This is a genomic window from Streptomyces sp. NPDC055400, from assembly GCF_053644375.1.
Genome location: NZ_JBSHLM010000008.1, coordinates 115,515 through 135,103, shown reverse-complemented (window position 1 = coordinate 135,103; position 19,589 = coordinate 115,515). Strand labels below are relative to the sequence as shown.

Below are 19,589 nucleotides of genomic sequence, written 5' to 3'. Positions count from 1 at the left end.
ACAACCCAACAGCCTAGGGGGACGGCGAAGGGCCGCGCTCCCCTTGTGACGGGGGAGAGCGGCCCTTACGGGTGCAGGGCGGGAAAACCCTGGTTCGCCGTGAACGCGATCAGTAGCGCGGGCGGTTGAACCAGGTGGTCGCGGCGCTGTTCACCATGGAGCCGAGGATGATGCCGGCGATGGCGAGCGAGATGAGTCCGCCGAAGGTCGCCGAACCGCCGCCGCCGTTGATGGTGTTCACGAGACCACCGATGATCATCAGCGACGCGTAGACGATCGTCGTGATGCGGATGCCGGAGCCGCCGTTCTTGAACTTCACACCCAGGAAGATCGACAGGGCGCCGAGGGCCACCATGAGGGCCGCGATGAGGAAGCCGAGGCCGGCGAGCGTGTCCGTGGCGTCACCGGAGCCGACGCCGTTGGACACGTCCTGGGCCGCGCCGATGGCGACGCCTGCGATGATGCCGAACAGGAGCTGGAAGCCGGCGAGGATGAAGAGGAGCACGCGCGCGGTCTTCATCAGGCCGGGCATCTCGATCGGCATCTGGTTGCCGCCGGGGAAGCCGGGGTACGCGGGCTGGCCCTGCGGGTAGCCGTAGCCGGGCTGCTGCGGGGGCTGGCCCTGCGGGTACCCGTAGCCGGGCTGGCCCTGGGGAGCCTGGGGCGCCTGCGGCGGGTAGCCGGGCTGCTGACCCTGCGGCGGACCGTAGGGGTTGTTCGGGTCGCCGAAACTCATGGCTTTTTCCTCCGTTGCCTTAGTGCGGGGACAACGCGCGGCACCAAGCGGAGGAAGGTTCTGAACAGAGCGGTCGTCCCCCCGGTACTGCCCGCGGCACTGTTGCCGCTCATGGTTCTTTAGGTGCGGCTTATTTGTCCAGCCGCATTCCGTATGCGTTGTGGAAGTGCAACAACGGTGATCAAGCTGGGACGCCCGGATTGGAACCGGGGCGGTCCCATCCGCGAAGATGGGGGCATGACCGCCCAGATTCTCGATGGCAAGGCCACCGCAGCCACGATCAAGTCCGATCTGTCCGCCCGCGTGGCGGCCCTGAGGGAGAAGGGCGTCACGCCCGGCCTCGGCACCGTCCTGGTCGGAGAGGACCCGGGCAGCCAGAAGTACGTCGCGGGCAAGCACCGCGACTGCGCCCAGGTCGGCATCGCCTCCATCCAGCGCCACCTGCCGGCCACCGCCACGCAGGAGGAGATCGAGGCGGTCGTCCGCGAGCTCAACGAGGACCCCGCCTGCACCGGCTACATCGTCCAGCTCCCGCTGCCCAAGGGCATCGACGAGAACCGCATCCTGGAGCTGATGGACCCGGCCAAGGACGCGGACGGCCTGCACCCGATGAACCTCGGCCGCCTCGTCCTGAACGAGCCCGCGCCGCTGCCCTGCACCCCCTTCGGCATCATCACGCTGCTGCGCGAGCACGGCGTGGAGATCAACGGCGCGGAGGTCGTGGTCGTCGGCCGCGGCGTCACCATCGGCCGCCCGATGCCGCTGCTGCTCACCCGCAAGTCCGAGAACGCGACGGTCACCCAGTGCCACACCGGCACCCGTGACCTGGCCGCCCACCTCAAACGCGCCGACATCGTCGTGGCCGCCGCGGGCGTCCCGCACCTGATCAAGCCCGAGGACATCAAGCCGGGCGCCGCCGTGCTCGACGTCGGCGTCTCGCGCGACGAGAACGGCAAGATCGTCGGCGATGTGCACCCGGGCGTCACCGAGGTCGCCGGGTGGATCTCCCCGAACCCGGGCGGCGTCGGCCCCATGACCCGTGCCCAGCTCCTCGTGAACGTCGTCGAGGCCGCCGAACGGAACGCGAACGGTGTCGGCTGACGCCGGCACCGGCACCCCGGAAGGCGCCGAGGGTGCGGTGACGGCTCCGGGCGCCGAAGGGGAGCCGCGGCGCGCCTCGCGCCGGTTCCCGCTGTTCACCAGGGACACCGCGCGCCCCGAGGGCGGCGGCCGCGCGGCGCCGGGTGACGCCCCGGCCCCGGCGCGCCAGTGGCCGATCCTCGCGGTGATCTCGCTGGTGGGCGTCGGACTGCTGCTCACCGCGTTCGACGTGTTCCGCGTCGGGACGCTGCTGATCGGCGTCGCCCTGATCGGCGGTGCGGTGCTGCGCTGGACGCTCCCGTCCGTGGGCATGCTCGCGGTGCGCTCCCGTTTCACCGACATGGTGACGTACGGGTTCCTGGGCGTCGTCATCGTGCTGCTCGCGCTGATGGTGGAGCCGAATCCCCTGCTGGTCATCCCGTTCCTGAACGACACGCTGCACTTCACGATCAGCTGACGCCCGCGGCGCGCGCACAAAGGCGGCGCCCGTCCTCTCCCCCGAGGGAGGACGGGCGCCGCCGTTCTTTGGGGCCGGAGTCTTTTTGGGGAGATCTCCCTGCCGTGGTCATCAGCGTCATGGACGCGTCAGGTGGGCTTCAAGGCCGAGCGGGCCGCTGTGGCACGGAAGTGACCATTCCGCCACGGTGTGCGAGGACGGCAACGATCGGCCTGCCGGGCGCTTCCCGTAATGCGTCATTCCTCCTGTGTCGAAGTGTGTTGATGTATCGACAAGTTCGCGGATTTACCGTCAGCTGCCTCAACAGCGGGGCTAACGTGGGCAATCGGGACGGTCCGGGGCGACCCAGGCGCTGAGCTGGGGCGTTCGGGGTTCCGCGAGGGGGTGGGGGCCCCGGTGGGACACTGGACCGTGGACCTCCGGTCGTGCAACGGTGCACGCCCGTGAGTCGAATGCCCCCGTGCGCCCCCGCCCCCGGAACTGACATCCTGGCTCCGCGCATCCCACTGGGTAGCCAGAGTGGGCCGGTGAAGCCAACGCCGGCCGAGGGCAGCGCGAGGGGTGCGGCGCGGCGCGGGGGATCAGGGCACGTACGGGGGGAATAGGGGGGAAGCAATGCCTCGTTGGAGGGCGCTACCGGATGAACTCGACCCGCAGGTCAGGGAGTTCGCAAGCCAGCTCCGCAGGCTCGTCGACCGCAGCGGTCTGAGTATCGCCGCGGTCGCGGACCGCACCGGGTACAGCAAGACGTCCTGGGAGCGGTATCTGAACGGCCGGCTGCTCGCGCCCAAGCGCGCGATCGTGGCCCTGGCCGAGGTGACGGGCACCAATCCGGTCCATCTGACCACCATGTGGGAGCTCGCGGAGCGCGCCTGGAGCCGCTCCGAGATGCGTCATGACATGACGATGGAGGCGATACGGATCTCCCAGGCGCGTGCGGCGCTCGGGGAGTTCGGACCGACGGCCACGAAGACCGGCAAGAACGGCAGCGGGGGCGCGGGCGCCGGCAGCAGGACGGCGGCCAGGCCGTCCGGCGGCGGCGGCGCGAGGGGCGTCGCGGGGGCCGCGGGCGTCGCGCCGACCGTGCCGCCACAGGGGCAGGCTCCTTTGGCGGACTCGGTGCCGTACGGGAGCGAGAGGGAGCAGGGGTTCCGTCCGGGGGAGCGCGCCGGGGAAGGCGTTCCGTACGCGAGCGGGGCGGGGGCCTACGCGGACGCGGGGGGCTACGCGGGCGGTGGCGGTGGCGGAGCGGCGGGGCAGCCGGGGGCGGGCGGCGGTTCGCCGGACCGGCAGTGGCGCAGGCGCCGGCTGACGATGTTCCTCGCGGGCGTCGTGGGCGCGCTCGTCGTCATCGCCGCGGCCGTGTACCTCACGGGCGCGGGGAAGGGTGGCAAGGACGACGAGGCGAAGCCGGAGGCGACGCCGACCAGCAGCGCCCCCGAACTGCCCGCGGGAGTTCAGTGCAGCGGCAAGGACTGCACCGGCAAGGACCCCGAGGCGATGGGCTGCGGCGGCGAGTTCGCGCGGACCACGGACTCCGTGCTCGTCGGCCAGGCCAAGATCGAGGTCCGCTACAGCAAGACGTGCGGGGCCGCGTGGGCGCGCATCACGCAGGCGGCTCCGGGTGACGTGGTCCGTATCCAGCAGGCCGGCGCCACCGGCGTGCAGAAGGGCACGGTCAACGCGGACCTCGACGCGTACACCCCGATGGTGGCCGTCACGAAGGCGAGCGAGGCGAAGGCCTGCGCGACGCTGAAGGCGGGCCGGCAGGGCTGCACGCAGTAGGGACGGGCGCGGCGCAGGACCGTGGCGCAGGTGCCGCGGAATTCCTTGCGAGACGGGGGCATGCCTGCCCCGGACCGGGGCAGGCGGACCAGTACCCCCACGGGAGCAGTCACCAAGTGGCGCCCCCCACAGGCGGCCGTCTGCCCACCTCTCCCGAGCAGGCGGCCGCCTGCCGTTGCGTCACCTCCCGCTCCGCGTCACCTGTTCCGGTTGAGGGGAGCGGGTGTTCTGTGGGGCGGGCCACAGGTACCCGGAGGTGCGGGGGGTCCGGGGCGCGATAGCCTGACGGGCGGATCTCTTGATGCCGAGAGATCGATCAAAAAAGCCCTGCTGTCATACGGAGAACGCCATGACCCGCACTCCCGTGAACGTCACCGTCACCGGCGCAGCCGGCCAGATCGGCTACGCACTGCTCTTCCGCATCGCCTCCGGCCAGCTGCTCGGCGCGGACGTGCCGGTCAACCTGCGCCTCCTGGAGATCACCCCGGCGCTCAAGGCCGCCGAGGGCACCGCCATGGAGCTCGACGACTGCGCCTTCCCGCTGCTGCAGAACATCGAGATCTCGGACGACCCGAACGTCGCGTTCGACGGCGCCAACGTCGCCCTCCTCGTCGGCGCCCGCCCCCGCACCAAGGGTATGGAGCGCGGCGACCTGCTCTCCGCCAACGGTGGCATCTTCAAGCCGCAGGGCAAGGCGATCAACGACAACGCCGCGGACGACATCAAGGTCCTCGTCGTCGGCAACCCGGCCAACACGAACGCGCTCATCGCGCAGGCCGCCGCCCCGGACGTACCGGCCGAGCGCTTCACGGCCATGACGCGCCTGGACCACAACCGCGCGCTCACGCAGCTCGCGAAGAAGACCGGCACGACGGTCGCGGACATCAAGCGCCTCACCATCTGGGGCAACCACTCCGCCACCCAGTACCCGGACATCTTCCAGGCGTCCGTCGCGGGCAAGCCGGCCATCGAGGCCATCGGCGGCGACGAGCAGTGGCTGGCCGACGCCTTCATCCCGACCGTCGCCAAGCGCGGCGCCGCGATCATCGAGGCCCGTGGCGCGTCCTCGGCCGCCTCGGCCGCGAACGCCGCGATCGACCACGTCCACACGTGGGTGAACGGCACCGCCGAGGGCGACTGGACCTCCATGGGTATCCCGTCGGACGGCTCCTACGGCGTCCCGGAGGGTCTGATCTCCTCCTTCCCCGTCACCACCAAGGACGGCAAGTACGAGATCGTCCAGGGTCTGGACATCAACGAGTTCTCCCGCGCCCGCATCGACGCGTCGGTGAAGGAGCTCGAGGAGGAGCGCGCCGCGGTCCGCGAGCTCGGCCTCATCTGATCCACGCGTCCCGCAGGCACCCGTAGTCACCTGCACACGGCTTCATACGCGCCCCCGTCCGTCCGGTCGATCCGGACAGGCGGGGGCGCGGTGTTTGTGCGTCACCTGTCTGTACAGGGCATGTTTGCATGGGGCATGTACCCCGAGTAGCGACGCCAGTGGTGACATTTCGGACTTACTCACCATGTATGCCGTGACGCGGACCACTTTCAGCCACGGGTTGTGCATGCTTTCCGATCCCAGGGGCAGGGGGTTCCGACGTCGCAGGCTCTCCGTGAAAAGGGAGTTCCGCGATGTTCAGGGGGACTGTTCGGGAACGGAAGGCAAAACGGGACGTGTCTGAAAACCAGAGCATTTTTGTGGACGGAGAGTGGCGCAGCGCCGCCTCCGGGGCCACGCGCGAGATTCTCGACCCGGCGGATGCCCAGCCGTTCGCACTGATCGCCGAGGGCGGTACGCAGGACGCGGACGCCGCGGTGGCCGCCGCGCGCCGCGCCTTCGACGAGGGAACCTGGCCGGCGACGCCCGTCGCCGAGCGCGCCGCGCTGCTGCGCCGCGTCGCCGATCTCCTCGTACGCGACCGGGAGAAGATCGGTCTGCTCGAGAGCCGCGACGCGGGCAAGACCGTCGAGGAGGGGCGCGTCGACGTCGACTGTGTCGCCGACGCCTTCCGGTACTTCGCCGATCTGGTCGTCTCAGAGGGCGGCGGGCGCGTCGTCGACGCCGGGTCCGACGAGATACACAGCGTCGTCGTGCACGAGCCCGTCGGCGTCTGCTCCCTGATCACCCCGTGGAACTACCCGCTCCTCCAGGCCAGCTGGAAGGTCGCCCCGGCCCTCGCCGCCGGAAACACCTTCGTCATCAAGCCGAGCGAGATCACGCCGCTGACCACCGTGGTCCTCATCGAGCTCCTGGCGGAGGCCGGCCTTCCCGCGGGCGTCGCGAACATCGTGACCGGGCCGGGTCACACCGTGGGCGCCCGGCTCGCCGAGCACCCGGACGTCGACCTCGTCTCCTTCACCGGCGGCCTGATCAGCGGCACGAAGGTCGCGCAGGCCGCGGCCGCCGACGTGAAGAAGGTCGCCCTCGAACTGGGCGGCAAGAACCCGAACGTCGTCTTCGCCGACTCCTGCGAGACCGAGGAAGGCTTCGACACCGCCGTCGACCAGGCGCTGAACGCCGCCTTCATCCACAGCGGCCAGGTCTGCTCCGCCGGCGGGCGGCTCATCGTCGAGGAGTCCGTGCGCGAGCGCTTCGTCGCCGAACTCGCCCGCCGCGCCGACAAGATCAGGCTCGGCCGCGGCACCGAGGACGGCGTCGAGTGCGGCCCCCTCGTCTCGGCCCAGCAGCGCGACAAGACCGCGTCGTACGTGGCGTCGGCCCTCGCCGAGGGCGCCGTCCTGCGCAGCGGTGGCAAGCGGCCCGAGCCCAGTGAAGTACGGCCCGCCGACGGGTACTTCTACGAGCCCACCGTCCTCGACCAGTGCCACCGCGAGATGCGCGTCGTCCGCGAGGAGGTCTTCGGACCCGTCCTGACGGTCGAGACGTTCCGCACCGAGGACGAGGCCGTCGCGCTCGCCAACGACACCGAGTACGGGCTCGCGGGCGCCGTCTGGACCGCCGACGCGGGGCGCGCGCGGCGCGTCGCCGGACGCCTTCGCCACGGCACGGTCTGGATCAACGACTTCCACCCCTACCTCCCGCAGGCGGAGTGGGGCGGCTTCGGCAAGAGCGGGATCGGCCGCGAGCTGGGCCCCGCCGGGCTCGCCGAGTACCGCGAGACCAAGCACGTCTACCAGAACCTGGCGCCGAAGCCCGTGCGCTGGTTCGCGGGCTGAGCACCCACCCCTCGCACCGGGCTGACCACCCGTTCCTTCCGCGCCGGCCGGGCAACCGCACGCCGCACCGCCCATTACGCGCAGAACCTTGGAGTTGACGCATGCCTGAGAAGTCCGTGAACACGTACGACTACGTCGTCGTCGGCGGCGGCACCGCCGGTTCCGTCATAGCCTCCCGGCTGACCCAGAACCCCGACGTCACCGTCGCCGTCATCGAGGGCGGCCCGAGCGACATCGACCGCGACGACGTCCTGACCCTGCGCCGCTGGCTCGGCCTCCTCGGCGGCGACCTCGACTACGGCTACACCACCACCGAGCAGCCGCGCGGCAACTCGCACATCCTGCACAGCCGCGCCAAGGTGCTCGGCGGCTGCTCGTCGCACAACACGCTCATCTCGTTCAAGCCGCTGCCCGGCGACTGGGACGAGTGGGCGGCGGCGGGTGCCGAGGGCTGGGACCACAAGGCGATGGACCCGTACTTCGGCAAGCTGCGCAACAACATCGTGGCGGTCGACGAGAAGGACCGGAACGCGATCGCCCGCGACTTCGTCGACGCCGCGCAGACCGCCACGGGCGTGCCGCGCGTGGACGGCTTCAACAAGGCGCCGTTCAAGGACGGCGTCGGCTTCTTCGACCTCGCGTACCACCCGGAGAACAACAAGCGCTCCAGCGCCTCCGTCGCCTATCTGCACCCGCACATGGAGGCCGGTGACCGGCCCAACCTGACGCTCCTGCTCGAGACGTGGGCGTACCGGCTGGAGATGGACGGCACACGGGCGCGCGGTGTCCACGTACGGACGAAGGACGGCGAGGAGCTGCTCGTCGAGGCGCGGCACGAGGTCGTCGTGTGCGCCGGCGCGGTCGACACGCCCCGGCTGCTCATGCACTCCGGGATCGGGCCGAAGGCCGACCTGGAGAAGCTCGGGATTCCGGTCCTGCACGACCTGCCGGGCGTCGGCGAGAACCTGCTCGACCACCCCGAGTCCGTGATCGTGTGGGAGACGGACGGGCCGATCCCCGACAACTCCGCCATGGACAGCGACGCGGGCCTCTTCGTGCAGCGCGATCCCGAGGCGAGCGGGCCGGACCTGATGTTCCACTTCTACCAGATCCCGTTCACCGACAACCCGGAGCGCCTCGGCTACGTCAGGCCGGAGCACGGGGTCTCGATGACGCCGAACATCCCCAAGCCGCGCAGCCGCGGCCGCCTCTACCTGACCAGCGCGGATCCGGAGGAGAAGCCCGCCCTCGACTTCCGCTACTTCACGGACGAGGACGACTACGACGGCCGGACGCTGGTCGACGGCATCAGGATCGCGCGGGAGATCGCGAAGACCGAGCCGCTCGCCGGCTGGCTCAAGCGCGAGGTGTGCCCCGGGCCCGACGTCGTGGGCGACGAGGAGCTCGGCGAGTACGCGCGCAGGGTCGCGCACACCGTCTACCACCCCGCCGGGACCTGTCGCATGGGCGCCAGGAATGATGAACTCGCCGTTGTGGACCCGGAGTTGAGGATCCGGGGCCTGGAAGCGATCCGCATTGCCGACGCGTCCGTCTTCCCGACGATGCCGGCGGTGAACCCGATGATCGGGGTGCTCATGGTCGGGGAGAAGTGTGCCGAGCTGCTGGGTGGTGATGCGTGATGAGTACGAACACGATGTCGAACGCTGAGGTGGCGGACGCGCAGGCGGGTTCGCCGGTGTTCTCCGTGAACAATCTGTGGAAGGTCTTCGGGCCGAAGGCCGACCGGGTGCCGGGTGATGCGGAGCTGGCCGGCCTGAGCGCCGCCGAGCTGCGCGCCCGCACCGGGTGCACCGCCGCCGTGCGCGACGTCAGCTTCGATGTGCGCAAGGGCGAGGTCTTCGTCGTCATGGGCCTCTCCGGCTCCGGCAAGTCCACCCTCGTACGCTGCCTGACCCGGCTCATCGAGCCGACCTCCGGACGGCTTTCCATCGACGGCGAGGACGTCCTCGGCATGGACAAGGGACGCCTGCGCGAACTGCGCCGGCACCGCGCCGCCATGGTCTTCCAGCACTTCGGGCTCCTTCCGCACCGCACCGTGCTCGACAACGTCGCGTACGGCCTGGAGATCCAGGGCGTGGGCCGCGCCGAGCGGCGCGCCAGGGCGGCGGAGGTCGTCGCGAAGGTCGGCCTCGACGGCCTTGAGCAGCGGCGGCCCGGGCAGCTGTCCGGCGGTCAGCAGCAGCGTGTCGGGCTCGCGCGCGCCCTCGCGGTCGATCCCGAAGTGCTGCTGTTCGACGAGCCGTTCAGCGCCCTCGACCCGCTGATCCGCCGCGACATGCAGGAGGAGGTCATCCGGCTCCACCGTGAGGAGGGCCGGACCATGGTCTTCATCACGCACGACCTCAACGAGGCGCTGCGGCTCGGCGACCGGATCGCGCTGATGCGCGACGGCCGGATCGTGCAGCTGGGCACGCCCGAGGAGATCGTGGGCTCGCCCGCCGACGACTACGTACGCGAGTTCGTGCGGGACGTGCCGCGCGAGCAGGTCATGACGGTGCGCCGCGCGATGCGGCCCGCCGACGCCGACGAGCAGGATCGCGGCCCCGCCATCGCGCCCGGCGCGACCGTGTCGGAGGCGATCGAGGCGGTCGCCAGGACCGGGTTCGCGGTGCGGGTCATGGACGAGGGGCGGTGCCTGGGGGTCGTGGACCATGCGCGGCTGCTGGGTGTGGTGGCGGGGACGGAGACGGAGGCCTCCGCAGACGGGGGTGTGGCCGGGTCCGACTCGGGCGGGGCCTCCGGTTCCGATGCGGCCGGTTCCGATGCGGCCGTGGCCGACGCGCCCGCGCCGGTCACGCCGCCGGGCGAGGAGGTCGCCTGATGGCTGCAGCCAGTACCGCCACCGCCCCCGCGGCGGACACCCCGCGCTTCGGCGCGCTCCTGCGCAACCGCGTCCTCGGCAAGTTCCTGCTGCTCGCCGTCGTCGCGGCCGTCCTCGTACCGATCGTGAACGCCAAGTGGGCGAGCGGCAGTTGGCCGCACGCGCTCACCGTCGACCTGACCGAACCACTGGGCAAGACCAGTGACTGGATCATCGACAACCGGGACAGCCACCCGCTGTTCCTCTACTTCTTCGGACACATCAGCAACGCCGTCGTCCTGAGCGTGCGCGGCGCGTACCTGGTGCTCCTCGCGGCCGGCTGGGCCGGCGTCACCGCCGCGGCCGGGCTCATCGCCTGGCGCGTCGCGGGCCTGAAGCTCGCTGCGGCCGCCGTCGCCGCGCTTCTCGTGTGCGGCGCGTTCGGCATGTGGGTGCCGACCATGCAGACCCTCGCGCTGATGATCGTCGCGGTGCTCGCCTCGGTCGTGCTCGGCGCGGTCCTCGGACTCGCCGCCGGACTCTCCGACCGCACGTACCGTGCGCTGCGGCCCGTCCTCGACACGATGCAGGTCTTTCCCGCGTACGCGTATCTGCTGCCGGTCGTTCTGGTGTTCGGCATCGGCGTGCCCGCGGCCGTCCTCGCGACCGTCGTCTACGCCGCCCCGCCGATGGCCCGTCTGACGGCGCTCGGCCTGCGCGGCGCCGACGGCGGTGTGATGGAGGCCGTCGCCTCGCTCGGCGCGACCGCGCGGCAGCGGCTCCTGACGGCCCGGATCCCGCTCGCCCGCAAGCAACTCCTCCTCGGGCTCAACCAGACGATCATGATGGCGCTCTCGATGGCCGTCATCGCGTCGGTGATCGGCGCCGGCGGTCTCGGCGACCGCGTGTACCAGGCACTGGCCTCCGTGGACGTCGGCGCGGCCCTCGCGGCCGGCATCCCGATCGTGCTGCTCGCCGTGATCCTGGACCGTACGACGGCCGCGGCGGGAGCGCGCCTCGGCGCCGCCGAACCCGACAGCCGCCGCCTGCACGGCCCGTACGGCTGGGTCGTCGCCGCCGTTCTCACGGTGGTCGTCGCCCTCGTGGCCCGCCTCGCGGACCGGATCGAGTGGCCCGACACCTGGACCGTGAACATCGCGGACCCGGTCAACAACGCCGTCGACTGGATGACCGGCCACCTCTACTCCGGTGTCCCCTACATCGGCGGAACCGCCGACTGGGCCGGGCACTTCACCACCTGGGTTCTCGACCCGATCCGTGACGGGCTGCAGTGGCTGCCCTGGTGGTCCGTGCTCCTCATCGTCGCCGCGCTGGCCTGGCTGATCGGCACCTGGCGCACCGCCGTGACGGCCGTGCTCGCCATGGCCGCCATCGGTGTCCTCGGTGTGTGGAAGCCGTCCCTCGACACCCTGTCGCAGGTGCTCGCGGCCGTCGCCGTGACGCTCGTCGTCGGCTTCGCGGTCGGGATCGCGGCCGCGCGCAGCGAGCGACTCGAGCGCGTGCTCAGGCCCGTGCTCGACGTCTTCCAGACGATGCCGCAGTTCGTGTATCTGATCCCGGTGGTCGCCCTGTTCGGCGTCGGCCGTGCCCCCGCGGTCGCCGCCGCCGTCGTCTACGCGCTGCCGGCCGTCGTCCGCATCACGACGCAGGGGCTGCGCCACGTCGACGGGGCCGCCATGGAGTCGGCCCGGTCGATGGGCGCGACGAGCGGGCAGCAACTGCGCCAGGTCCAGCTGCCGCTGGCCCGGCCCGCGCTGCTCCTGGCCGTGAACCAGGGTGTCGTCCTCGTCCTCGCCGTCGTGATCATCGGCGGTCTGGTGGGCGGTGGCGCGCTCGGCTACGACGTCGTGTTCGGCCTCGCCCAGGGCGACCTGGCGACCGGGCTCGTCGGCGGCGCGGCGATCGTGTGCCTCGGCCTCATGCTCGACCGGGTCACCCAGCCGACCGAACGCCGCGCGAAGAAGGGAGCGTGATCGCGATGCGAACACTTCGATCTTTCCGCCCGGTGCGGGCGCGCAGGATGACCATGTTGCGCCCCGTGCGGGCACGCAGGATGACCATGGGGCTCGCGGCCGCGGGCACCCTGCTGGTGGCGACCGGTTGCGGCGCCGCCGACATGACCAAGCAGTCCTCCCCGTACGCCAACGCCCAGGGCGCGAAGACGGTGACCCTGTCGGTCCAGTCCTGGGTCGGCGCGCAGTCCAACATCGCGGTGGCCCAGTACCTGCTCAAGCACGAGCTCGGCTACCGCGTCGACACCGTCCAGGTCGACGAGGTACCCGCGTGGGACGCCCTCAGCCAGGGCCGCGTCGACGCGATCATGGAGGACTGGGGCCACCCCGACCAGGAGCAGCGGTACGTCAAGGACAAGAAGACGATCGTGAACGGCGGCGACCTCGGAGTCACCGGACACATCGGCTGGTTCGTCCCCACGTACTTCGCCAAGCAGCACCCGGACGTCACCGACTGGAAGAACCTCAACAAGTACGCGTCCCAGCTGCGCACCGCCGAGAGCGGCGGCAAGGGCCAGCTCCTCGACGGATCTCCGTCGTACGTCACCAACGACAAGGCGCTGGTCAACAACCTGAAGCTGAAGTACCAGGTCGTGTTCTCCGGTTCCGAGGCGGCTCAGATCACCCAGATCAAGCAGTTCGCCAAGGCCAAGAAGCCGTTCCTGACGTACTGGTACCAGCCGCAGTGGCTGTTCAAGAAGGTGCCGATGACGGAGGTGAAGCTGCCCGCGTACAAGGAGGGCTGCGACGCCGACCCGAAGAAGGTGGCCTGCGCCTATCCGAAGACGCCGCTGCAGAAGTACCTCAACGCGGACTTCTCGAAGAGCGGCGGCAAGGCGGCGGCCTTCCTGAAGAACTTCAAGTGGACGACCGAGGACCAGAACGAGGTCTCTCTGCTCATCGCCGACCAGAAGCTGTCGCCGGACGAGGCGGCGAAGAAGTGGATCGACGAGCACGAGTCGACCTGGCGGTCCTGGCTGCCGAAGTAGCCGCAGGGCTCCTCCCGCGCGCGTGCCGGGTGTCCTTCCTGACGGGGGCACCCGGCACGTCTGTGCGCGGGCTTCTACGCGTGGGGGCGTGGGCGGCACGTCACCACTGCGGTCCGCCGGGCACGATCCGGCGGCTCACCATGAGCCGGATCCAGCTGTTGATGACGGTGATCACGCCGAGGAGACGGGCGAGCCCGGCCTCGCCGAGCCCCTTCTTCGCGGCGGCCCCGAGCGCGATCATCGCGTCGCGCACACCGGCGTCCAGGTACGTCGTACGAGCGGTCACTTGAAGTCGCCCGCGGTGTAGTGCCCGGGCACCATCCGCGTCGACACACCGAACCGGTTCCACGCGTTGATCACCGTGATCGCGGCGATCAGCTGCGTCAGCTCCTTCTCGTCGTACAGCTTCGCCGCCTTCTCGTACGTCTCGTCTGGCACGAACCCGTCGGTGAGCACGGTGATCGCCTCGGTCAGCTCGATCGCCGCGATCTCCCTGGGCGTGTAGAAGTGCTGCGACTCCTCCCACGCGGACAGCTGGATGATCCGCTCGACGCTCTCGCCCGCGGCGAGCGCGTCCTTGGAGTGCATGTCGAGGCAGAACGCGCAGTGGTTGAGCTGCGAAGTACGGATCTTGACCAGCTCCAGCGTCACCGGGTCGACGCCCTTACGGGCCTCCGCGTCGAGCCGGATCATGGCCTTGTAGACCTCCGGAGCGTGCTTGGCCCAAGCCAGCCGGGGCGCGTGCTCGTGGACGTACTCCTTGGTGGTCCCGTCGGTGCCAGTGGCCGGGCTGGTGCTGTCGGTGGTGTTCTCGTTCGTTGTCATGACATTGACCCTACGAGCGGAGTAGCCCACGGGTATGGTCCATTTCCATGGTGGAATCCTGGGCCACTTCGCCCTCCGGTCAAGCGCTCGGTATCGATCTGCACGTCGAGCCGACCGGCTCCGGCCTGCGCAAAGGCCTGACCGACGCGCTCCGCGAGGCCGTACGCGGCGGACGCCTCGCCCCAGGTGTCCGCCTCCCTTCGTCCCGCACACTCGCCGCCGACCTGGGCATCGCCCGCAACACGGTCGCCGACGCCTACGCCGACCTCGTCGCCGAGGGCTGGCTCACCGCGCGTCAGGGCTCGGGGACGCGTGTCGCGCAGCGGCCTGTCGAGGCGCCCCGGCCGGCCTCGCCCCGGGGCCGACGCACTCCTGCCGGACTCCGCCACGACCTGCACCCCGGCACCCCCGACCTCTCCTCGTTCCCGCGCGCCGAATGGCTCAAGGCCTCGCGCCGCGCCCTCAACGCCGCCCCGAACGAAGCCCTCGGCTACGGCGATGCCCGCGGCCGCATCGAACTGCGCACCGCCCTCGCCGGCTACCTCGCCCGCGCCCGCGGCGTCCACGCCGACCCGGACCGCATCGTGATCTGCTCCGGCTTCGTCCACGGCCTGATGCTGCTCGGCGAGGTGCTGCGCAACAGGGGCGTGCGCGATGTGGCCGTGGAGACATACGGGCTCGACGTCCACTGGGACATCCTGACGCGGTCAGGCCTGCGCACCCACCCCCTTCCCCTCGATCAACTCGGCACCTGCACCGATGAGTTGGCGACCGGCGAACCGGACGTGGGTGCCGCCCTCCTGACCCCCGCCCATCAGTTCCCGGTGGGCGGGGCCCTGCACCCCGACCGCCGGACCGCCGCCGTCGACTGGGCCCGCCGCACCGGCGGACTGATCCTGGAGGACGACTACGACGGCGAGTTCCGCTACGACCGTCAGCCCGTCGGCGCCCTCCAGGGCCTCGACCCCGACCGCGTCGTCTACTTCGGCACGGCCAGCAAATCCCTCGCACCGGGCCTGCGCCTCGGCTGGCTGGTGCTGCCGCCCTCCGTCACCCGGGAGGTGATCGAGGCGAAGGGCGTCGCCGACTGGTCATGCGGCGTTCTCGACCAGCTGACCCTCGCGGAGTTCATCGACTCGGGCGCCTACGACCGCCATGTCCGCGGCGCCCGCCTGCGCTACCGCCGCCGCCGCGACCAGCTCGTCGCCGCCCTCGCCGAACGCGCCCCCGACGTCCGCGCCACCGGAATCGCCGCCGGACTGCACGCCGTCCTCCAACTCCCTCCCGGAACCGAACAGTCCGTGGTCCGCGCCGCCGCCTGGCAGCGCCTCGGAGTGGCCGGCCTCTCCAGCTTCCGCCACGCAGCGGCCCCCGCCGAACCACCCCTGGACGCCCTGGTGGTGGGCTACGGAACCCCACCGGACCACGCCTGGACCAGCGCGCTCGAGGCGTTGTGCCGGGTGCTGCCTTAGGGGCGGGCATCGGGCAGTGGGCGTCTCGGGTGGCACGGCCCGCGTTCGGGTCGGGGGGCCGATGGGGGCGGGGCGGGGCAGCTCAGGATCGGGTCGGGTCGCCACGGGGCGGCGGGGCGGGGTCAGCTCAAGGTCGGGTCGGGTCGGGTCGCCAAGGGGCGGCGGGGCAGGGTCAGCTCAAGGTCGGGTCGGAACGGGTTCGGGTCGGGTGGGGTTCGGGTCAGACCCGGGCCGGTGCGGACGCGTCCCCCACCGGGGCTTCCCCGAAGCGCGCCAGCGCCAACGCCCCCGCCACGGCCACCACGAACCCGAGAGCCGCCAGCCAGGCCAGCCCCTCGCGCGTGCGATCCCCGAGCCAGATCACCCCGACGAGCGCCGGCCCCACCGTCTCGCCCACGACCATCCCCGCAGTGGCCGTGGTCACCGACCCCTTCTGCAACGCCGAGGTCAGCAACAGAAACGCCGCACCCCCACCGAGCAGCAGCGCATACGTCGCCGGATTGCTCAGCAACGCGCCGGGCGACACGTCGTCGATGAGCCGCACCGACACCTCCACCACCCCGAACCCGAACCCCGAACCGAGCCCCAGCGCGAGCGCCCGCCCCCTCCCCGGAAGCCGCCCGGCCACCGCCCCGATCAACAACACGCCCAGCGCTGTCCCCAGCATCGCGTACCGCAACACGTCCGAACCGGCCTTGTCACCCTCCGTCCCCGACGCCAGCCCCAACATCGCGAGCCCCGCCACCACTACTCCGACGGCGCCCCACTCGACACCGCTCAACCGCACATCCAGCAGCCGCGAGGCAACCACCGCCGTCACCGCCAGACTCGCGGCGAGCGCCGCGCCGACGGCATAGATCGGAATGGACCGCAGCGCCACGACCTGCAACACGAACCCGAGGAGGTCGAGTCCCAGCCCGGCGACGTAACGCCACTGCCGCAGCGCCCGCAGCAACAATGCGGCGTCGACGCCGGACCCCGACCCCGGCTCCGCGGCCCGCGCGGCCATCGCCTGCAACACGGAAGCCGTACCGAAACAGACCGCAGCCCCGAGCGCGCAAACCATTCCAAGAAGCACAAAGCGACTGTAGAGGGTGCCCCACACCAGCCGGCCCGCGGGCGGCCCACCCTCCGAGGGCGCTCCCGTGAACGGCCGGACCACGAGGCGAACCCTGCCGGAGGCGCACCACCGTCAGACCGCCAGGACCGCCCGAAGCTGGTCGAGCCCCCAGTCCAGGTCCTCCTTACTGATCACCAGAGGGGGAGCGATCCGGATCGTGCTCCCATGGGTGTCCTTGACCAGGACGCCCTTGTCCATCAGCTTCTCCGAGATCTCCCTCCCCGTCCCGTACGACGGATCGATGTCGACCCCCGCCCACAGCCCGCGTCCCCGCACCTGCGTCACCTTGCCCGTGCCCACCAGCAGCCCGAGCTCCGCGTGCAGATGCTCGCCCAGCTCCGTCGCCCTCTGCTGGAACTCCCCGGTGCGCAGCATCGCGATGACCTCGAGCGCCACCGCACAGGCCAGCGGATTCCCGCCGAACGTCGACCCGTGCTCGCCCGGCTTGAACACTCCGAGCACCTCGCTGCTGGACACCACCGCCGACACCGGCACGACCCCACCGCCGAGCGCCTTGCCCAGTACGTACATGTCGGGCACCACGCCCTCGTGCTCACAGGCGAACGTCCGCCCGGTCCGCCCGAGTCCCGACTGGATCTCGTCGGCGATGAACAGCACGTTCCGCTCGCGGGTCAACTCCCTTACCGCCGACAGGTATCCGGCCGGCGGTACGAGGACACCGGCCTCGCCCTGGATCGGTTCGAGCAGCACCGCGACGGTGTTCTCGGTGATGGCGCCGCGCAGTGCCGTCAGATCGCCGTACGGCACGATCTCGAAGCCCGGCGTATAGGGGCCGAAGTCCGCGCGCGCCTCCTGGTCCGTGGAGAAGCTGACGATGGTCGTGGTGCGCCCGTGGAAGTTGTTGCCCGCCACGACGATCTTCGCCCTGCCGTCGAGCACCCCCTTGACCTGGTACCCCCACTTTCTCGCCGTCTTCACGGCGGTCTCCACTGCCTCCGCCCCTGTGTTCATCGGCAGCACCATGTCCATGCCGCACAGCTCCGCGAGCTGGGTGCAGAACTCGGCGAACCGGTCGTGGTAGAAGGCGCGGGACGTCAGCGTCACCCGTTCCATCTGCGCCTTGGCGGCCTCGATGAGCCGCCGGTTCCCATGGCCGAAGTTGAGAGCCGAGTAGCCGGCGAGCATGTCGAGGTACCGGCGCCCCTCGACATCCGTCATCCACGCCCCCTCCGCCGTGGCGACCACGACGGGCAGCGGATGGTAGTTGTGCGCACTGTGCGCTTCGGACGCGGTGATGAAGGTTTCCGTTACGGCATTCGGAGGAGTCGCGGCAGTCACGGGATCTCCGTTCTTACGGCTCATATGACGCGAAAACGTGAGCTTGTGGCCCCTTCCTATCGTCGCTCGCATCGTGGACCGGGAAACCTCGCCTCCCGGCGCGCCCGGTAGGGTGGCCCGCAGGGCCGTGACTGGCGCGCTGGGATGGGACCGACCATCGGGGAGCGGCCTGCGAACTGTGTGCCGTGCGCCTGGGCCGACCCGTGAACCTCCCGCTCTCGACTTCGCTCGGGCAGCGGAGGTCCCATCCGTCCGGAGGTCCGTCATGTCAGAGCCCACCCTCTCCACCGAATCCGTAGCGTTCCGCAGCGCCCTCGACGTGATCCGCGCGGTGGAGCCCCGCGTGGCCGACGCCATCGGCCAGGAAATCGCCGACCAGCGCGAGATGCTCAAGCTGATCGCCAGCGAGAACTACGCCTCCCCGGCCACCCTCCTCGCGATGGGCAACTGGTTCAGCGACAAGTACGCCGAGGGCACCGTCGGCCGCCGCTTCTACGCCGGCTGCCGCAACGTCGACACCGTCGAGGCCCTCGCTGCCGAACACGCCCGCGAGCTCTTCGGCGCCCGCCATGCCTATGTCCAGCCGCACTCCGGTATCGACGCCAACCTCGTCGCCTTCTGGGCCGTCCTCGCCCAGCGCGTCGAGGCCCCCGCCCTGGAGCTCGCCGGCGTCCGCAACGTGAACGACCTCTCCGACGCCGACTGGGCCGAGCTCCGTCAGGCCTTCGGCAACCAGCGCATGCTCGGCATGTCCCTGGACGCCGGCGGCCACCTCACCCACGGCTTCCGCCCCAACATCTCCGGCAAGATGTTCGACCAGCGCAGCTATGGCACCGACCCGCAGACCGGCCTCGTCGACTACGAAGCCCTGCGCGCCATGGCCCGCGACTTCAAGCCGCTGATCATCGTCGCCGGCTACTCCGCATACCCCCGCCTCGTGAACTTCCGCATCATGCGCGAGATCGCCGACGAGGTCGGGGCGACCCTCATGGTCGACATGGCGCACTTCGCGGGCCTCGTCGCCGGCAAGGTCCTCACCGGCGACTTCGACCCGGTGCCGCACGCCCAGATCGTCACCACCACGACGCACAAGTCGCTGCGCGGCCCGCGGGGCGGCATGGTGCTCTGTGACGACTCGCTCACAGACCAGGTCGACCGCGGCTGCCCGATGGTCCTCGGAGGTCCGCTGCCCCACGTCATGGCCGCCAAGGCCGTGGCCCTGGCCGAGGCTCGCCGCCCCGAGTTCCGCGAGTACGCGCAGTCCGTCGTCGACAACGCCCGCGCCCTCGCAGAGGGCCTGACCCGCCGGGGCGCCACCCTCGTCACGGGCGGCACGGACAACCACCTCAACCTGATCGATGTCGCCACCTCCTACGGGGTCACCGGCCGCCAGGCCGAGAACGCGCTCCTCGACTCCGGCATCGTCACCAACCGCAACTCCATCCCCTCCGACCCCAACGGGGCCTGGTACACGTCCGGCATCCGCATCGGCACCCCCGCTCTGACCACTCGGGGCCTGGGCACCACGGAGATGGACGAGGTCGCCGGCCTCATCGACCGCGTGCTCACCGCCGCCGAACCGGGCACCACCAGCAAGGGCGCGCCTTCCAAGGCCCAGCACATCCTGGACGAGAAGGTCTCCGACGAGGTCTCCACGCGAGCATCCGACCTGCTGAGCGGCTTCCCGCTCTACCCGGAAGTCGACCTCACCTGATCGCTTGCCCCTCTAGCTCTGTGATCTCCTGACCGGCCCGTCACCAGCCGCACCGAC

Annotated in this window: 16 protein-coding genes and 1 riboswitch; of the genes, 11 read left to right on the top strand and 5 right to left on the bottom strand. The window is 70.8% G+C overall.

All coding sequences use genetic code 11. The features are described from left to right. Positions 1-109: 109 nt before the first annotated feature. Entirely contained in the window at positions 110-736 is a 627-nt protein-coding gene (locus tag ACWIGU_RS22065) for a hypothetical protein (protein ID WP_454403294.1), read from the bottom strand. A gap of 237 nt (positions 737-973) precedes the next feature. Here ACWIGU_RS22065 and ACWIGU_RS22060 point away from each other — a divergent pair, with 237 nt between their 5' ends. From ACWIGU_RS22060 to ACWIGU_RS22020, 9 genes are all read left to right on the top strand, one after another. Further along, positions 974-1,837: a bifunctional methylenetetrahydrofolate dehydrogenase/methenyltetrahydrofolate cyclohydrolase gene (locus tag ACWIGU_RS22060; RefSeq protein ID WP_100594794.1), complete on the top strand. Its 864-nt coding sequence runs from the start codon at positions 974-976 to the stop codon at positions 1,835-1,837. Between the two features lie 37 nt (positions 1,838-1,874). Then, positions 1,875-2,294, top strand: coding sequence for a DUF3017 domain-containing protein (locus tag ACWIGU_RS22055; protein WP_454403656.1), 420 nt, complete (start codon positions 1,875-1,877; stop codon positions 2,292-2,294). A 615-nt stretch (positions 2,295-2,909) separates the two neighbouring features. Beyond that, positions 2,910-4,079, top strand: a complete 1,170-nt coding sequence (locus ACWIGU_RS22050; protein ID WP_454403292.1) for an XRE family transcriptional regulator — start codon at positions 2,910-2,912, stop codon at positions 4,077-4,079. Positions 4,080-4,428: 349 nt separating this feature from the next. Continuing rightward, a complete protein-coding gene (locus ACWIGU_RS22045; RefSeq protein WP_326774451.1) occupies positions 4,429-5,421 on the top strand; it encodes a malate dehydrogenase in 993 nt (330 codons plus the stop codon). A gap of 335 nt (positions 5,422-5,756) precedes the next feature. Beyond that, entirely contained in the window at positions 5,757-7,259 is a 1,503-nt protein-coding gene (locus tag ACWIGU_RS22040) for an aldehyde dehydrogenase family protein (RefSeq protein ID WP_454403290.1), read from the top strand. Between the two features lie 101 nt (positions 7,260-7,360). After that, on the top strand, positions 7,361-8,899 hold the full coding sequence (locus ACWIGU_RS22035) for a GMC family oxidoreductase (protein WP_454403288.1): 1,539 nt from the start codon (positions 7,361-7,363) through the stop codon (positions 8,897-8,899). Continuing rightward, on the top strand, positions 8,899-10,101 hold the full coding sequence (locus ACWIGU_RS22030; protein WP_454403286.1) for a quaternary amine ABC transporter ATP-binding protein: 1,203 nt from the start codon (positions 8,899-8,901) through the stop codon (positions 10,099-10,101). The genes ACWIGU_RS22035 and ACWIGU_RS22030 overlap by 1 nt, the downstream gene beginning before the upstream one ends. After that, positions 10,101-12,074 (top strand): ABC transporter permease, encoded by a 1,974-nt coding sequence (locus ACWIGU_RS22025; protein WP_454403284.1) that lies wholly within the window; start codon positions 10,101-10,103, stop codon positions 12,072-12,074. Before ACWIGU_RS22030 ends, ACWIGU_RS22025 begins: the two co-directional genes overlap by 1 nt. An 86-nt stretch (positions 12,075-12,160) precedes the next feature. Then, complete coding sequence (locus ACWIGU_RS22020; RefSeq protein WP_454403655.1) at positions 12,161-13,102, top strand: ABC transporter substrate-binding protein; 942 nt, start codon at positions 12,161-12,163, stop codon at positions 13,100-13,102. A 100-nt stretch (positions 13,103-13,202) separates the two neighbouring features. On the opposite strand, the gene ACWIGU_RS22015 is transcribed toward ACWIGU_RS22020, so the two are convergent. Together ACWIGU_RS22015 and ACWIGU_RS22010 are read right to left on the bottom strand one after the other, a co-directional pair. After that, positions 13,203-13,388, bottom strand: coding sequence for a hypothetical protein (locus tag ACWIGU_RS22015; protein ID WP_454403282.1), 186 nt, complete (start codon positions 13,386-13,388; stop codon positions 13,203-13,205). Beyond that, positions 13,385-13,927: a carboxymuconolactone decarboxylase family protein gene (locus ACWIGU_RS22010; protein WP_454403280.1), complete on the bottom strand. Its 543-nt coding sequence runs from the start codon at positions 13,925-13,927 to the stop codon at positions 13,385-13,387. Before ACWIGU_RS22010 ends, ACWIGU_RS22015 begins: the two co-directional genes overlap by 4 nt. Before the next feature lie 47 nt (positions 13,928-13,974). On the opposite strand from ACWIGU_RS22010, the gene pdxR reads away from it, so the two are divergent. Then, a complete protein-coding gene (gene pdxR, locus ACWIGU_RS22005) occupies positions 13,975-15,399 on the top strand; it encodes a MocR-like pyridoxine biosynthesis transcription factor PdxR (RefSeq protein ID WP_454403278.1) in 1,425 nt (474 codons plus the stop codon). Between the two features lie 220 nt (positions 15,400-15,619). Here the strand turns inward: pdxR and ACWIGU_RS22000 are convergent, their stop codons facing one another. Continuing rightward, positions 15,620-16,465: a hypothetical protein gene (locus ACWIGU_RS22000; protein ID WP_454403654.1), complete on the bottom strand. Its 846-nt coding sequence runs from the start codon at positions 16,463-16,465 to the stop codon at positions 15,620-15,622. A 126-nt stretch (positions 16,466-16,591) separates the two neighbouring features. Continuing rightward, entirely contained in the window at positions 16,592-17,842 is a 1,251-nt protein-coding gene (gene rocD / locus ACWIGU_RS21995; protein ID WP_454403276.1) for an ornithine--oxo-acid transaminase, read from the bottom strand. Between the two features lie 93 nt (positions 17,843-17,935). Next, positions 17,936-18,022: riboswitch (ZMP/ZTP riboswitch) on the top strand. A 61-nt stretch (positions 18,023-18,083) separates the two neighbouring features. Between rocD and ACWIGU_RS21990 the strand changes: the two genes are divergently transcribed. Then, the gene (locus tag ACWIGU_RS21990) at positions 18,084-19,532 is read left to right on the top strand and encodes a glycine hydroxymethyltransferase (RefSeq protein ID WP_454403274.1); all 1,449 of its coding nucleotides are present in this window, start codon (positions 18,084-18,086) and stop codon (positions 19,530-19,532) included. Positions 19,533-19,589 lie beyond the last annotated feature (57 nt).

Excerpts from the sequence above, each read along its gene's own strand:
- ACWIGU_RS22065 (WP_454403294.1), bottom strand. The coding sequence starts at position 736 with ATGAGTTTCGGCGACCCGAACAACCCCTACGGTCCGCCGCAGGGTCAG.
- ACWIGU_RS22060 (WP_100594794.1), top strand. The coding sequence starts at position 974 with ATGACCGCCCAGATTCTCGATGGCAAGGCCACCGCAGCCACGATCAAG.
- ACWIGU_RS22050 (WP_454403292.1), top strand. The coding sequence starts at position 2,910 with ATGCCTCGTTGGAGGGCGCTACCGGATGAACTCGACCCGCAGGTCAGG.
- ACWIGU_RS22045 (WP_326774451.1), top strand. The coding sequence starts at position 4,429 with ATGACCCGCACTCCCGTGAACGTCACCGTCACCGGCGCAGCCGGCCAG.
- ACWIGU_RS22035 (WP_454403288.1), top strand. The coding sequence starts at position 7,361 with ATGCCTGAGAAGTCCGTGAACACGTACGACTACGTCGTCGTCGGCGGC.
- ACWIGU_RS22030 (WP_454403286.1), top strand. The coding sequence starts at position 8,899 with ATGAGTACGAACACGATGTCGAACGCTGAGGTGGCGGACGCGCAGGCG.
- ACWIGU_RS22025 (WP_454403284.1), top strand. The coding sequence starts at position 10,101 with ATGGCTGCAGCCAGTACCGCCACCGCCCCCGCGGCGGACACCCCGCGC.
- ACWIGU_RS22020 (WP_454403655.1), top strand. The coding sequence starts at position 12,161 with ATGGGGCTCGCGGCCGCGGGCACCCTGCTGGTGGCGACCGGTTGCGGC.
- ACWIGU_RS22010 (WP_454403280.1), bottom strand. The coding sequence starts at position 13,927 with ATGACAACGAACGAGAACACCACCGACAGCACCAGCCCGGCCACTGGC.
- pdxR (WP_454403278.1), top strand. The coding sequence starts at position 13,975 with ATGGTGGAATCCTGGGCCACTTCGCCCTCCGGTCAAGCGCTCGGTATC.
- ACWIGU_RS22000 (WP_454403654.1), bottom strand. The coding sequence starts at position 16,465 with ATGGTTTGCGCGCTCGGGGCTGCGGTCTGTTTCGGTACGGCTTCCGTG.
- rocD (WP_454403276.1), bottom strand. The coding sequence starts at position 17,842 with ATGAGCCGTAAGAACGGAGATCCCGTGACTGCCGCGACTCCTCCGAAT.
- ACWIGU_RS21990 (WP_454403274.1), top strand. The coding sequence starts at position 18,084 with ATGTCAGAGCCCACCCTCTCCACCGAATCCGTAGCGTTCCGCAGCGCC.